Origin of the sequence: Extibacter sp. GGCC_0201 (assembly GCF_017566055.1) — a bacterium.
Taxonomy (GTDB): Bacteria; Bacillota; Clostridia; order Lachnospirales; family Lachnospiraceae; genus Extibacter.
Window position 1 is genome coordinate 19,440 of record NZ_JABFCH010000002.1, and the last position, 14,228, is coordinate 33,667.

The window sequence follows — 14,228 nt, forward strand, 5'->3', positions numbered from 1 at the left end:
AAGGAGAATGGATATGGAAAAAAAGAAATCGGGGAATCCGGTGTTCTACGTTTCACTCATCATAATTGCGCTTATGGCGGTCTGGTCTGTTGCATTTAATGCAAGCTTTACAGCGGTATCCGATGCAGCATTTACATTTTTGACAACGGACTTCGGATGGCTGTATCTGCTGGCGATGATTGTATTTCTCGTGTTTGTCGTCTATATCGCATTTGGGAAGTATGGCAAGATTCGCCTTGGCGGAGATGATTCCAGGCCTGAATACAGGAACATCACATGGTTTGGACTGCTCTTTGGATGCGGTATGGGGGTAGGGCTTGTGTTCTGGGGCGTTGCAGAGCCCTTGACCCACTATCTGAATCCCGGGGGAATGAAAGGAGCCACGCCGGAGGCGGCTGATTTTGCCATAAAGTCTTTCTTCACCCATTGGGGGATACTGCCATGGGCCAACTATGCGGTTATCGGGCTGGCGCTTGCATACTTCATGTTCCGTAAAAATAAAAAGGGACTGGTCAGCAGTATTCTGGAACCGCTTATCGGTGAGAAGCTGGCGGGAGGCTGGCTTGGAAAGCTCGTTGATATTCTGGCGGTATTTGCGACTGTGGCCGGAGTCGTCACTTCTCTTGGTCTGGGCACCATGCAGATTAGTGCGGGGTTCCATCATTTATTTGGCATACCAGTCAATCTCTTCGTTCAGATTATCATTATAGCAGTGGTGTCTGTGATATATATTTCTTCAGCGGTATCAGGAATCGATAAAGGGATTAAGATCATATCTGATACGAACTTATATGTTGCAGTCGGGCTGATGGTAGTATGTTTCCTCGTGGGGCCGAAGATAGAGACGCTGGACAGCTTCGTAAACGGGATGGGCCAGTATATCGGAAATTTTATACCCGATGCTCTTAAGGTGGCCGCATATGGTGACAACAGCTGGCTTGGTAGCTGGAGGCTCTTCTATTGGGCCTGGTTTATCGCCTGGGCGCCGTTCGTGGGAGTGTTTATCGCCCGTATATCAAAGGGACGTACCATACGGGAGTTTATCCTTGGAGTTGTGCTCGTACCGGCACTGGCGTCCTGTGTGTGGGGAGCTGTCTTCGGGAACCTTGGAATCAATCTGGGAGAGAAAGGCATCCTGGCCATAGAGACATTAAAAGAAGCGGTTGCAACCCCGGAAGTAGGGCTTTTTGCGGTACTACAGGAGTATCCTTTGGGATTCCTGCTGTCAATCGTGGCAATGGTTTCTCTCTGTGCATTTTTCGTCACATCAGCTAATTCCGGTGTCTACGTGCTATCCATGCTTACGACCGGGGGAAGTATCAATCCCCCCAACAGTAAGAAGATATTATGGGGAATCATCCAGTCCGTCATGGCCGTAGGGCTGCTTATGGCGGGTGGCCTGAAGCCATTGCAGACGATATCGCTGGCAGCGGCATTTCCGTTTATTTTTATCATGTTTGCGGCATGCGCATCGTTTATAAAAGCAGTTAAGAAGGAAAAGGTATAGAGACTCCCTATAAATTACAAACGCTTCGTGCTATAGTGTCTGTTAACACAAGAAAACATTTGCTTCAGGCATATAGGAGGAGTAGCTATGGCCAATATTATTGCGTTAACGATACCTATCATTATCGGGATAAACGGAATCTTGCTGATTGCATTGGAGATTATAGATTCCGTTAATCGGAAGAAGGGACAGAAGGAACAGGAAAGAGAAAAGGAAAGGGCGGAAATCAAAGCCCGGTGGGATCAGCTGTAGGAAGTGCCTAGGTAAACAGGCACAAGGCAATGATAATCCCAGCAGTAATGATGCCGCCGAGGATGGCAGGATGAGCGGCTTTCGGGTTATAAAGCGGATTAAGGGGAGACACGTAAGCGCCCCAGGGGCTGTTAAAGGATTCCTCCAGCTCCTGTCTTGTCCTCAAGGGGACCGGAAGTCCGTCGACAAACTGTTTCCAGTCTTTCCTGAGAAGCAGATAGCCTTTTCGGCATTCGTTTTTTTCCATGCCAGGGTGCTTGAAAAAGAACCCTCCGTTTTCATTCTGCTTCACATATTGTGCGTATGCATATTTCAGTGCTGCTGTAAGAGCGCTCCCGGCATTCTGCTCTTTCAGGCAGATGATTCTGAGGCGGCAGTATATATCGGAGACTATAGTTCCACAGCTTTCTTTCTGTGGGACTATATCTTTGGGCAGGTCTGCAAGAGCAGCGGAACGACCGGGACCTGCTACGCTGTTGATATAGACGAGCAGCAGCTTGTCGACAGCCTGCGATATGCTGGCTGACAACCCTTTCTGTATCCCGGATGCTTGCAGGAAGGCATCGGTCTTCAGCCAGGTGGCGGCGGCCAGAAATCCTTTGATCTGGCTGTTGCATGCTGACATTTCCGGGTGCATCAGCAGATTTCCTTTGCCGAGAAGCTCTGTCAGAAACTTTTCTGCCGTCCTTAGATCCTGCACCTGGTATAACATATTAAGTGTTGGCTTGTTCTCGGAGAACAGGTCTCTGGAGACAGGACCTTCTGCATGATGCAGAGGCTCCTGATATACACGTTGCCAATAATCAGATTCTAATAATTGTTTTCTGCTGAATGCCTTGCTGTAAGGTATTTCCTTTTCGGATGGACTTCTGAAGTATACGATTCCCTCACGCACATTTTTCGAAGCCGTCTCTTTCCCGCTGAAATGATCTGCAAAAGAAGAATGCTCCTTTAATAGAAACCGGCTGACCTTATCCGGGGGCAGCGTCCTTCCGGTGGCGTACTGAAACAGACTGTTATACAGACTGACTCGGTGCTGCCTTTCGCCAAATCGTTGGAAAAAGCTGTCCAGGGTATTAAAATGCTTCTGTGTCAGCTTCTCCAGGTTTTCCAGCAGATATGTCTCCAGCAGACTGAGCAGCCTTTTCTGTTCCTCGTTGCCTGTAAGCTGGATAATATGCTTCAGGATATCCGTGTATAGCTCTTTCAGCCGGGCCAGCTCATTTTCAAGAGAAGTGTTAGGATATGTCTGCCATACGCTGAGCTTTTCCAAAAGCCGTGCAATTTTCCTTGCGGTATCTGCTTCTTCAGTACCGCTGGTCTTGCTTTCTCTTGAGATGTCGGCGGAATCGTTCCTCTGCGCGGCATTTGTACATGATTTTTCTGCGTGTTCGATAAACTCCATTTCAGCTCTGGACTGGCTGCTGCTTATATCAGCCGCAATATCAGCCGCAGACGTCGAAGTGCTGTCCGTCTGTTCCGTAGTGGAATGGGGAAGGGCCTGTATATCCATGTGCATCCTCTCCTCTTCTCGATAGTCTCTTACTATGAATATCGTCAGCAGCATACCTTACATAAGTGATATCCTTGACAGTTAACGAGATTTGCTTCAAATCATGTAACAAAAAAAGAGCTGCGCACAATCAGCTCGTGCGTCAGCTCTTCTTATTCTGTACGTTATAGCCGGGAGATTTGCCGGTTCTTCTGTGCTCGTATTCCTCGATAGCTCTGCCTACAGCTTTACGCATCTTATCTATGACCCTTATGGATGGCGTACCATATGCTGTTTGGCTCAATTCCCGTTCCATCTGTTTTGCTTCTTTTATGAATGCTCTCTGTATTGCCCGTTCCATCTCATCCATAGGAATCACCTCCGCCAGCGTGTTGGTTCGTGGGTCTTCCGCCTGTGAACTAAAAGCGTACTTACAGCATACCCTGTCCACATTATACCTTATCCATGCTGCAAAATCAATAAATCTTCACATGATTATGTCAGAGGAATGCAAGCTTCGGTATATTTCAGTTCCATAAGCACATCCAATATAACTTCTGCCTGATGCTGAAGAAGTTCTTCTAATATCATAGCATAACCTTCTGCGTCAGAACGTTTGAGGCATACGGCCATATCATCAAGATAGGGGAGATAGTAGGAGTTGATGGCGTCCTGGTCCCCTAACCTGCTTCTCATCGGATATCCCCAGAGCAGCTGCTGGAACAGCTCATGATAGACGGTTCTGATGGTCTGATATGGTGCGGCCTGTGCGATAAACTTAAGTGAATAGGATGTAATCAGATCCGGCCTATTGACATTTTTAAACAGGTCAATCTGGCTTATATAGGAAAGGATACATTCTTCATCTGCGTAAGAGAAGGCTGCCGTCGCCGTGTCCCGGCAGGAAAGGAGGAAGATCTGAAAGCTATATGTAAAGTCTGTCAGGAGTTTCTTTACCTGGGGCTCCGTCCATCCGCAGTTCGCCTCAATCTGGTCCACGCCCAGTATCTGAGTGCCAACACCATTGACGGACCTTGTCATGCCGATGCTGTTCAGCAGCGAGAGCGTCCGGCGTACTGTGCTGACAGACACTTGTTTCTCCTCTGCGAGCCTGCCAATTGAAGGAAGATAATCTCCCTCTTTGTAACCGCCTCTTCCCACCGTGGTCATAAGATCAAGGGCCAGGCTGTAGCAGATCTGAGAGGTCTTTTTATAGCTGCTCCATGTAAATGCAGCCTGCTGCAGGGGAAGAGCACCTGTAATTCTGCTTTCATAGAAGTTTTGTACGGCTGTGGTGTAAATATCTATAAAGTCCATAGAAGCGGTGTAAAGCGCGGCCCAGTCTTTCCTACGGCAAAGACCTGTTCTGAAGAAGACGGCATCTGTCTCGGCATCTATATAGGAACGGTAATCTTTGAGGCTGAAAAATGGTATCATATATTGGATGCAAATCTTCTGGACGAGGCGCATCAGAAGCGGATTGCCAAGCGAACCATAAATCAGGTTCAGATACTGCATAATGAGGTAGGACGGATGGACCTGCCGTGATGCAATCAGCTTTTCCAGACTGTCTAACTTATCCTTAGAAACATTCTTCCATGCCGCAAGCTGGATGTTGCCGAACAAGATGGGCATACTTTGGAGAAGATCCATAAAGGCATCTTTGCGTCTGGCAAAAAAAGACTGGATATGCTGTTCGATTTCTGTCTCTGGATAATCAGTCTTGACAATGGAACCTGTGTTTTTCGATAAAGTGATATAGCCTTCCCTCTGAAGACGGCGGTAGGCAGACCGGACCGTATCCAGCGAGACCATCAGTAGAGTGCACGTATCCTCTATCTTAGGAAGACGTTCGCCATACCGGTAAGTTCCAAATTCTATCTGTGTCTTGAATATATCATATATAATAAATTGTAGGCTTGTTTCATTTTGCAAAGGTTATTCCTCCTGCTGTTTCATCATCGTAACATATATTATTTATTCATATGATAGAGGTGCGATCAGCAGCATATTTATAATCGCCACCAAATGGTTTCTGCCCGCTTTATTTCAACGAAGCCACTCCGTTGCAAAATGCATTGTGAGGCAAATCCGTCAACGTCTGTTTCCGCGATGATATGAGTCACATTTTCTTGTTTCAATGCCCACTTGCACATGACCTGCACCGCTTCCGTCATGTACCCGCTGTGTCTCCTTTTATTATAGTGTAACACTGTATAATGGTCAAATCTATAATTAAGCACATTCTTTGCCATCCCGGGTTGCCAGAAGTGCTGTCTTTTGCTATAATTAACGAATTAAGGTTGGATGTGGACAAGGTGATGCTTAATTGAATTGCAGGCGTCTTGCAGGTTACCCAAGATGAGAAAGGAGTCCCCAGGGCAGAAGAAAAGAGACATCTGTGCTCTGGCTACGAGATATGGAGAATGAGAATATGATAAAAGCAGGGGGGCCAGAAGAGAGGCCCGTGCCGGTCAACGGGGCAGCGGGATGTGAAGGACTCGGAATCAGTTTCCTCAAATGCCGGTTTGATGACGAACTGACAATTCTGTGGGCGGATTCTGGCTTTTATGAAAGCACTGGATTGACGGAAGAGGAATTGCTGTCCGGGTACGGCAGTCTGAAGGAATATTATAGGCACTGTCCATTGGATTATAGGCATATTGAAAAAGAGTGGCTTGACGCCCCCGACGCCCTGACAGAAAGCCACAGGTTTATCTGCCGCATGCCGGTTAAGGACGGCTCCCCCATCTGGGTACATATGGCGACAGCCGTCACGAAAGGGGATGAGGGGGATGGACCGTCAGCCGTGCTTGCCATAACCGACATCAATGATGCCTACCGTCCGCAAGAGGAAAAGACACGGTATTTTGAATGGATGATGGAGGAGTACGCCGGCAACATCTACATCTGCGATATGGAGTCTTATGAGCTGCTTTATCTGAACCGGTCGGCCTGTACGACGCTTAAGGCCCCGAAGGAAAAGCTCATTGGCAGAAAATGTTATGAGGTGATTCAGGATAGGAGCGAACCGTGTCCGTTCTGTACAAATCCATATCTGAGCAAAGATAGATTCTACGAATGGGAATTTGATAACAAGGTATTGGGCCGTACATTTATGATTAAGAACCGTATTATCGAATGGAATGGACGGCGTGCACGGATAGAATTAAGCTGCGATATGCTGAGCACCGAATATAAGCTGGCGAAGAAAGACCAGGAGCGAGAGACGATTATCGGTACGATACCAGGAGTATTCTGCAGGCTGGACGCAAGGGACTATAAGACTATCCTGTGGCATGGAGCAGGTTTTTCCAGGCTACTCGGCTGTGAGGAAGATAACAGTAATATTACGGATGTATCTGCCGCTGCATATATAAAAGGAGATGAGCTGCAACGCATCAAAGAGACGTTGAGAGGGCTGACGGAAACCGGGCAGAGCTCGGTTATGGAATTGGTCGTAACTCCCCCCGGCGCAGAAAAGAAGATACTGACGGTCACATTCAGCTATATAAGCGGCGAAGACAGTTGGGACGGCATACCTTCCATTTATAGCGTAGGGATAGACATAACGGAAGACCGGATAGAACAAGAACGGCAGCATATAGCGCTGGAGGACGCATTTCAATCGCTTAAGTCGGCCAATTCTGCGAAGACGGACTTCCTGTCTGCCATATCGCATGATATCCGCACGCCCTTGAATGCAGTCATTGGCATGACTGCAATCGCAGAAGCGAATCTGGATTCGAAAGAAAAAGTGAAGGACTGTCTGAAGAAGATTAAAGTGGCGAGCCGCCATCTGCTGAGCCTGATCAGCGAAGTCCTGGACATGTCCAAGATAGAAAGCGGAAGAATCGATCTGACGCCCCAATGTGTGGAACTTCCGGAGCTTATCCAGAATACATGCGACATGTTCCGGACGTTGATGGAAGAGAAACGGCAGAAGTTCCATGTCGTTGTCGGGCAGGTACGGCATGAGAAGGTTGTTGCAGACGGGGATCGCTTAAGGCAGGTGTTTGCGAATCTGCTTTCGAATGCAATGAAATATACGCCTGCAGGGGGCGAAATCAGCCTGGAAATCAACGAACTTCCCTCTCTTATCCCGGAGAAAGGCTGGTATGAGTTCGTGTTTAAAGATAATGGAATTGGCATGTCCGAGGACTATCTGCCTCATCTGTTCGAACCATTTACACGGGCAGAGGAAGTACGGGACAGCAAGACACAGGGTACGGGGCTTGGATTATCTATAACAGAAAATATTGTCACCATGATGAACGGAACGATTGACGTAAAGAGCAGGCTTGGTGAGGGAAGCTGCTTTACGGTATCGCTACCTCTCCAGCTGCAGAATGGAAGGATGGACAGTAATGAAGAGCTGCTTGGACTTCCGGTCCTGATTGTGGACGACGACCAGATAGTCTGCGAAAGTGCGGCCGTCATGCTGAATGAACTGGGAATGAAGGGATACTGGGTATTATCCGGGACCGAAGCGGTCAGGCGTATCGTAGAAGCTGAAAAGCGGTCCGATGATTTCTTCGCAGTCATACTGGACTGGCAGATGCCTGGGATGGATGGCCTGGAGACGTTAAAGGCTATTCGGAAGCAGGTAGCAACGAATATTCCTATAATTATCATATCGGCATACGATTACTCCGGTGTTGAAGAAGAATTTATACAGGCAGGTGCCGACGCTTTTATAACAAAACCGCTGTTCCAATCGAAGGTGCTGCATGTTTTAAAAATGTTTTGCACGAAGAAGAATAAAAAGGCGGAGCGTATAAAACCGGAAGAAGGGCAGAGCATACTTCGCGGCAGACGACTGCTGCTGGTAGAGGATAATGAGATCAACAGGGAAATTGCGGTGGAACTGCTTGAAATGCGCGGAATCGCTGTCGATTCGGCAGAGAACGGAGCGGTTGCAGCGCAGATGTTCCGGGAATCGGAACCAGGGTATTACACGGCGGTGCTGATGGACATACAGATGCCGGTCATGGATGGATATGAAGCCACTGCCGCAATACGTGAGATGTCCCGGAAAGATGCGGCATCTGTTCCGATTATTGCTCTGACGGCCAATGCATTTGTAGCCGATATAGGGAAGGCACAGAATGCAGGTATGAATGCCCATGTGTCAAAGCCGATAGACATGGATAGATTAGTGGCAACGATAGAAAAGTGTATCGGCCGGTAGGCCCGTCTGCCCGTAAGTCTATATGGACTCCGGGCAGAGATTCAACTGTCACGCATACGCCCGGATTCTTAATGTAACGCCAAGCGAATCGGCCAGCTTCTGGCAGGCATCTATCTCGTCCGGGGGAAGGATGTCTACGATAGTGAGCCTGACATCGGGAATATATTCTTTGCATCGGGATGCAAATTGAAGCAGCGCGTCAAAAGCGCCTTCGAACTGTGGCCGCGTCACTTTGTCATACGCTTCCGCTGTGGGGGCGTTCAGGCTGATGGATACCGCGTCCACAGCTTCAGAAAGCAGTGGGATGATATCTTTCTGGTGATACAGGTTGGCGAGGCCGTTCGTATTGACCCGGATACGCACCCCATATTTCTGCCGGGCGTATGTTGCCGACGCAATGAGGTTATCCAGTGCGCATGTTGGTTCCCCGTAGCCGCAGTAGACAAGCTCTTCAAAGCCCGTAAAGTCAAATGCATCCATGGCCCTTGTAATCTCTTCCAGGGTGGGGTCCGTCTTATGCCAGAGCGTCTCTGCATCGCCTACAGTGTCTTCGTGGCTTCGTATGCAGAACGTGCAGCGGCAGTCGCATTTGTTCGTGATATTGGCGTATACCTGATGTTTGTAAGTGTATAATATATCGGCCATCTTAACATCTCCTTCTTCTATGGTTCTAGTCGACCAGTCACTGGAACAGCAGCTGGTTGGTGCGGTTCTTGATGTGTATCTTGTCAAGTGCCACGGCAGCTATGAGGAAAATGACAGCGCTTCCTCCTGACTGTATGGCGCTGCCGGTTAGCGATGCTATCGGTGAGAGGAAGGATCCGAATAAGATTCCCTCGGCCAGATAGTAGCCGGCTGCGGATATGAGCGCCGCGATAAATGGGGCAGCCACATTCCTCGGACTGAGCATACGCCCCTTATGGCTCGTAAAAGGAAGGACGATCAACATTTTTATAAGAATGGTGGCGGGAGCCCACATAGGGGCGGTGAGCATATCCGCGAGCCCTCCGCCGATAGCCGCCGCGGCCAGAGCATACGGTCTTGGCAGCAGGACGGCAGCAATATATATGAGCGCGTCTCCGAAATGTATATAGCCCCCGTTCGTTCCATAGGGTATGTGGAAAATGTAGGCCGTCATGATTGTAACCATGGCTGCGAAAAGCCCGGTGACGGTAAGGAGCGGGACCTGTCTCCCGTGTTGTTCATACTGTTTCATATTCCATCAGTCCTTTCTATGTCTGGAGATAATGATAACACCAAAGTGGACGGATTAAAAAGTCCAGATATAACATATTTGAGCAGTCCAGTTTGGACAAGAGAAAAAAATAGAAATAATCCTTTACTTTTTATAGAAGATGTGTTAATGTAAAAAGGTAATCAATGAGATTTGAATCGTACCTATGTTTGTAAGTCGTTTCAGGATGATTTACAAGATAAGGTACTTTTTTTATTATCTCAGATACAAATATTATTAAATGGAGGTACTGACAATGAACAGCGGTACAGTTAAGTGGTTTAACTCACAAAAAGGATTTGGATTTATTACAGATGACCAGGGCGGAGATGTATTCGTACATTTTTCAGCAATCGTTTCTAACGGATTTAAGACTCTGGAAGAAGGACAGAAAGTGACTTTCGATACAGAGACAGATCCGAAAGACAGCAGCAAGCTGAAAGCAGTTAACGTCTGCACAGCTTAGTCTATATTTTAAGTCCGGTATAAGAATTATTAAGAAATATGTTTCAGAGCAGAAGAGTTATACTTTCATTTGAATATTTGTATTTTTGATAATTTAGAGGATTATGGCCTGCACTTCTACGGAAGTGCAGGCTGTTTTTATTCCGCTTATTGCGAAGTTCGCCGGAAGAGCATATGCAGGTATTTTTCGTAATTGACCCCGTCATTTCTGGGTATCTGCTCTTTTACGGAATCTGCAAGAGCCAGTTCCAGGAATTCTCCTGCCAAATTCATAATAGATGGTATGGAATCCCCTCTGGCTATGCCGGCCGCGAGACACGAGGCGAACAGATCCCCTGTACCCGAATAACTGCCTCCGATGTATGGGAATGAAGCAAGATGGCAGTCCTTTTCTGAGATATAAAGATTCCCCATCATTTCAGTACCGTTTTCGTCATGATGACGGATGCCGGTTACGATAATTTTCTCAGGCCCTTCCTTGCACAGCTCTCTGCCTGTCCGGCCGACAGCATCTATCAGACGGCTGCAGTCTTCTATATGCGCCAGCGTATGATAGTCTATATCTGCAAGCAGGCACAGCTCAGTAAGGTTAGGGGTGATGATATCAGCCTTAAGTGTCAGCCTGCGCATCTGTCTGCGGAGCTCTTCTGTAAACATGGCATATGTATTGCCGTTGTCTCCCATGACAGGGTCTACGATGAGGAAAGTCCCTTCTTTGTAGAACGTCTCTATAAAATCAAAGATATGCAAGATCTGTCTCTCGCTTGCGACAAAGCCGGTATATATGCCGTCAAAATGGGCATCCATCTTCTTCCACTCGAGGCGGAAGTGTTCCATCTTATCGGTATAGTCATCGCAGTAATAGCTCGGATATCCTGTCTGAGCGCTTAAGACGGCGGTAGGCAGCGGGCAGGGCTGTACCCCCATGGCAGCAGTAACGGAGATGGCGGCGGTAAGAGAACAGCGGCCAAACCCGGATAGATCATTGATAATCGCAATTTTCTTAGTCATAGTATTATCCTTCTTTATTGATTTCTACTGACGCGCGCCGCAGTGCCTGCGGTACGCCATGAAGTTATTTTACCACTAACCGGCGTTATTTGAAAAGGTCTGTATTTGACTTTGGTTCTATATAACGGAAGAAAATTCAATATAAAGGAAAAGTGTTGCAATTTAAGAATGTTTAGACTATTATGAAGATATAAGAAAATCGGCAGTTTATTTATGGCGTAAGGGGACATTATTCTTGATGTTCTCTTTTTTGAAAAGGAGGGAAAAAAGTGAAACTGGAACTGGGAAAAATATTCATTCATGATGTTCAGTTTGCAGAACGGACCTATGTAGAGAACGGCACCCTCTACATATGCAGACAGGAAGTTATCGACCTGGTACTTGAGGACGACCGGCTCGTGTCGGCGGAAGTGGAGCTTGCAAGGCCAGGGGAATCTGTCCGAATCGCACCGGTCAAAGATGTCATCGAGCCTCGCGTGAAAGTGGACGGAGGCGGTCTCTTCCCTGGTATCATCAGTAAGGTGAAGCAGGTGGGGGAAGGCAGGACACATGCGCTTGTGGGCGCGGCAGTCGTCACGTCGGGAAGGATAGTCGGCTTTCAGGAGGGAATCATAGATATGTCCGGCGAAGCGGCTAAGTATACACCGTTTTCGAAGACGAACAATGTCTGTGTCATATTCCATGCCAAAGACGGGATTGACCCTCATGAACATGAGACCGCCGGGCGCCTCGCAGGCCTTAAGGTGGCGGCCTATATTGGAGAGGCTGCAAGAGACGTCGATCCGGAGGAAGTGGTCGTATACGAGACAAAGCCATATCCGGAGCAGGTGGCCCAATATCCGGATCTTCCGAGGGTAGGCTATATCCATATGCTCCAGTCACAAGGGCTTCTGCATGATACATATTATTACGGAGTGGATGCTAAAAAGTTCTTACCGACATTCATGTATCCGACAGAGATCATGGACGGGGCCATCGTGAGCGGCAACTGCGTGGCGCCGTGCGACAAGGTGACGACATTCCACCATCTGAACAATCCGGTGATTGAGGACTTGTATAAGAGACACGGCAGGGACCTGAATTTTATAGGTGTCATCCTCACAAATGAGAATGTCTTTCTGGCAGACAAGGAACGTTGTTCCGATATGGTTGGCAAGCTGGTGGGATTCCTTGGACTTGACGGAGTGATTATCACAGAAGAAGGCTATGGCAATCCGGATACGGATCTGATGATGAACTGTAAGAAAGCCACCCTCGCTGGCGCGAAGGTCGTACTCGTAACCGATGAATTTCCGGGCCGTGACGGTAAGTCACAGTCGCTGGCGGATGCGGTACCGGAGGCGGATACGGTCGTTTCATGCGGGCAGGGGAATGTCATCATCCATTTCCCGCCGATGGACAAAGTGATAGGTACGCTGGAGTTCGTTGAGACGATGATCGGCGGTTATGAAGGCAGCCTGAAGCCGGACGGCAGCATCGATGCGGAGCTTCAGATTATCATAGCGTCTACGATAGCCAACGGTTATAACCATCTGGCTGCGCGTACGTACTAAGAAAGGAGGAATGGCGGATGTCTAATATCAGAATTGTCCATTATATCAATAACTTTTTTGCCGGGGCCGGAGGAGAAGAGGCGGCAGGCATGGAGCCTGAAATCAGGGAAGGCGCCGTGGGACCGGGCATCGCGCTTGCAGAAGCCTTTGGCGAGGAATATGAGATAGCTGCTACCGTCATATGTGGAGACAACTATTTTGGCGAACATATAGAAGAGGCAAAAGATAAGATTCTTGAAATGATCAGGCCGTACAGCCCTCAGATGTTCATTGCCGGTCCTGCATTTAATGCGGGAAGGTATGGGGTCGCCTGCGGCACGATAGCCGGCGCGGTCGAAGAACAACTACATATACCGGTGCTGACCGGCATGTATGAGGAGAATCCGGGCGCCGATATGTTCCGCAAGGATCTCATTATCATAAAGACGAAGAATTCAGCCGCAGGAATGCGCCAGGCAGTCAAAAAGATGGCGGCTGTAGGAGAGAAGCTGGCCAAAGGCGCCAAGATCCTGGGGCCGGAGGAAGAAGGATATCTGGAGAGAGGGATACGGGTAAACTATTTTCATGAGCAGAGAGGCTCTGAGCGGGCGGTAGACCTGCTTGTCAGGAAGATGCGGGGAGAGGAATGCAAGACAGAATATCCGATGCCGGTCTTTGACCGTGTGCCGCCGCTGCCTCCGGTTGAGGACGTGAGTAAGATCAAGATTGCAATCGTTACATCAGGCGGAATCGTCCCCCATGGCAATCCGGACCATATAGAATCCTCCAGTGCCACCAAGTATGGCATCTATAGTATCAAGGGTATGGACCATATGGATAAGGGAGACTTCATGACGATCCACGGTGGATACGACAGGGCGTTTGTCACGGAGGACCCGGACCTGGTCGTCCCGCTTGACGTACTGCGAGAGATGGAACGGGAAGGCGTAATCGGTGGTCTGGCGGATTATTTCATCACGACTACAGGGACAGGGACATCAACAGGGAATGCCAGGGGATTCGGCAGGGATTTTGTCAAGAAGCTGCTGGATGACCATATCGGGGCTGTCATTCTGACTTCTACTTGAGGCACCTGTACGCGTTGCGGTGCAACGATGGTAAAAGAGATTGAGCGTGCGGGTATCCCTGTCGTGCATATCGCCACTGTCGTTCCAATCTCACTGACAATCGGGGCGAACAGAATCGTGCCCGCGGTCGGAATCCCATATCCGCTCGGTGACCCGAACCTTGGGGAAGATAAGAGTAGGAAAATCAGAAGGGAGCTCGTCGAGAGGGCATTGAAAGCTCTGATGACGCCGGTGGAGGAGCAGACGGTATTTGAGAAATAGCTTTGAATTACTAAAAAAGTGTGGCAGGCGTATTGACAAAACAAGCTGGATGCGTTAATATTATATACGTTGCAAATGAGCAGCGTATATAATATGTGGGCGTAGCTCAGCTGGATAGAGCGTTTGGCTACGGACCAAAAGGTCGGGGGTTCGAATCCTCTCGCCCACGTTTTAAAGCCTTTGTATGACAGAAGT

The 14,228-nt window shown here is 48.4% G+C and carries 13 protein-coding genes and 1 tRNA gene; 7 read left to right on the top strand and 7 right to left on the bottom strand.

Annotation, left to right across the window (positions count from 1 at the left end; translation table 11 throughout):
- The first annotated feature begins 13 nt into the window (after nt 1-13).
- Nucleotides 14-1,507, top strand: coding sequence for a BCCT family transporter (locus HJV72_RS01410; protein ID WP_208068088.1), 1,494 nt, complete (start codon nt 14-16; stop codon nt 1,505-1,507).
- Between the two features lie 87 nt (nt 1,508-1,594).
- The gene (locus tag HJV72_RS01415) at nt 1,595-1,759 is read left to right on the top strand and encodes a hypothetical protein (protein WP_208068090.1); all 165 of its coding nucleotides are present in this window, start codon (nt 1,595-1,597) and stop codon (nt 1,757-1,759) included.
- Between the two features lie 7 nt (nt 1,760-1,766).
- Here HJV72_RS01415 and HJV72_RS01420 read toward each other — a convergent pair whose 3' ends face one another.
- From HJV72_RS01420 to HJV72_RS20275, 4 genes are all read right to left on the bottom strand, one after another.
- Nucleotides 1,767-3,272 carry a hypothetical protein gene (locus HJV72_RS01420; RefSeq protein ID WP_208068092.1) on the bottom strand — a complete coding sequence of 502 codons (1,506 nt, stop codon included), beginning with the start codon at nt 3,270-3,272 and terminating at the stop codon, nt 1,767-1,769.
- A gap of 142 nt (nt 3,273-3,414) precedes the next feature.
- The gene (locus HJV72_RS01425; RefSeq protein WP_208068094.1) at nt 3,415-3,621 is read right to left on the bottom strand and encodes a hypothetical protein; all 207 of its coding nucleotides are present in this window, start codon (nt 3,619-3,621) and stop codon (nt 3,415-3,417) included.
- A gap of 125 nt (nt 3,622-3,746) precedes the next feature.
- Complete coding sequence (locus HJV72_RS01430) at nt 3,747-5,186, bottom strand: GntR family transcriptional regulator (protein ID WP_208068096.1); 1,440 nt, start codon at nt 5,184-5,186, stop codon at nt 3,747-3,749.
- Between the two features lie 77 nt (nt 5,187-5,263).
- A complete protein-coding gene (locus HJV72_RS20275; RefSeq protein WP_208068098.1) occupies nt 5,264-5,506 on the bottom strand; it encodes a GNAT family N-acetyltransferase in 243 nt (80 codons plus the stop codon).
- Between the two features lie 179 nt (nt 5,507-5,685).
- Here HJV72_RS20275 and HJV72_RS01440 point away from each other — a divergent pair, with 179 nt between their 5' ends.
- Nucleotides 5,686-8,442: a PAS domain-containing hybrid sensor histidine kinase/response regulator gene (locus HJV72_RS01440; RefSeq protein ID WP_208068106.1), complete on the top strand. Its 2,757-nt coding sequence runs from the start codon at nt 5,686-5,688 to the stop codon at nt 8,440-8,442.
- A 48-nt stretch (nt 8,443-8,490) separates the two neighbouring features.
- Here the strand turns inward: HJV72_RS01440 and HJV72_RS01445 are convergent, their stop codons facing one another.
- Nucleotides 8,491-9,087 (bottom strand): TIGR04100 family radical SAM protein, encoded by a 597-nt coding sequence (locus tag HJV72_RS01445; protein WP_208068108.1) that lies wholly within the window; start codon nt 9,085-9,087, stop codon nt 8,491-8,493.
- A 37-nt stretch (nt 9,088-9,124) separates the two neighbouring features.
- Nucleotides 9,125-9,658 (bottom strand): TIGR04002 family protein, encoded by a 534-nt coding sequence (locus HJV72_RS01450; RefSeq protein ID WP_208068110.1) that lies wholly within the window; start codon nt 9,656-9,658, stop codon nt 9,125-9,127.
- Nucleotides 9,659-9,932: 274 nt separating this feature from the next.
- On the opposite strand from HJV72_RS01450, the gene HJV72_RS01455 reads away from it, so the two are divergent.
- Nucleotides 9,933-10,142: a cold-shock protein gene (locus HJV72_RS01455; RefSeq protein WP_049730072.1), complete on the top strand. Its 210-nt coding sequence runs from the start codon at nt 9,933-9,935 to the stop codon at nt 10,140-10,142.
- Nucleotides 10,143-10,288: 146 nt separating this feature from the next.
- On the opposite strand, the gene HJV72_RS01460 is transcribed toward HJV72_RS01455, so the two are convergent.
- Nucleotides 10,289-11,152 (bottom strand): pyridoxamine kinase, encoded by an 864-nt coding sequence (locus HJV72_RS01460; RefSeq protein WP_208068112.1) that lies wholly within the window; start codon nt 11,150-11,152, stop codon nt 10,289-10,291.
- Between the two features lie 269 nt (nt 11,153-11,421).
- Between HJV72_RS01460 and grdG the strand changes: the two genes are divergently transcribed.
- From grdG to HJV72_RS01475, 3 genes are all read left to right on the top strand, one after another.
- A complete protein-coding gene (grdG, locus tag HJV72_RS01465; protein WP_208068114.1) occupies nt 11,422-12,705 on the top strand; it encodes a sarcosine reductase complex component B subunit alpha in 1,284 nt (427 codons plus the stop codon).
- 17 nt (nt 12,706-12,722) lie between these two features.
- Nucleotides 12,723-14,033 (top strand): sarcosine reductase complex component B subunit beta, encoded by a 1,311-nt coding sequence (gene grdF / locus HJV72_RS01470; protein WP_208068116.1) that lies wholly within the window; start codon nt 12,723-12,725, stop codon nt 14,031-14,033.
- A gap of 95 nt (nt 14,034-14,128) precedes the next feature.
- Nucleotides 14,129-14,202 (top strand) — tRNA-Arg (locus HJV72_RS01475).
- Nucleotides 14,203-14,228: the final 26 nt, after the last annotated feature.

Bases quoted from the DNA above. Each gene is read 5' to 3' on its own strand.
- HJV72_RS01410 (WP_208068088.1), top strand. From the start codon at position 14: ATGGAAAAAAAGAAATCGGGGAATCCGGTGTTCTACGTTTCACTCATC.
- HJV72_RS01415 (WP_208068090.1), top strand. From the start codon at position 1,595: ATGGCCAATATTATTGCGTTAACGATACCTATCATTATCGGGATAAAC.
- HJV72_RS01420 (WP_208068092.1), bottom strand. From the start codon at position 3,272: ATGGATATACAGGCCCTTCCCCATTCCACTACGGAACAGACGGACAGC.
- HJV72_RS01425 (WP_208068094.1), bottom strand. From the start codon at position 3,621: ATGGATGAGATGGAACGGGCAATACAGAGAGCATTCATAAAAGAAGCA.
- HJV72_RS20275 (WP_208068098.1), bottom strand. From the start codon at position 5,506: ATGGCAAAGAATGTGCTTAATTATAGATTTGACCATTATACAGTGTTA.
- HJV72_RS01440 (WP_208068106.1), top strand. From the start codon at position 5,686: ATGATAAAAGCAGGGGGGCCAGAAGAGAGGCCCGTGCCGGTCAACGGG.
- HJV72_RS01445 (WP_208068108.1), bottom strand. From the start codon at position 9,087: ATGGCCGATATATTATACACTTACAAACATCAGGTATACGCCAATATC.
- HJV72_RS01450 (WP_208068110.1), bottom strand. From the start codon at position 9,658: ATGAAACAGTATGAACAACACGGGAGACAGGTCCCGCTCCTTACCGTC.
- HJV72_RS01455 (WP_049730072.1), top strand. From the start codon at position 9,933: ATGAACAGCGGTACAGTTAAGTGGTTTAACTCACAAAAAGGATTTGGA.
- HJV72_RS01460 (WP_208068112.1), bottom strand. From the start codon at position 11,152: ATGACTAAGAAAATTGCGATTATCAATGATCTATCCGGGTTTGGCCGC.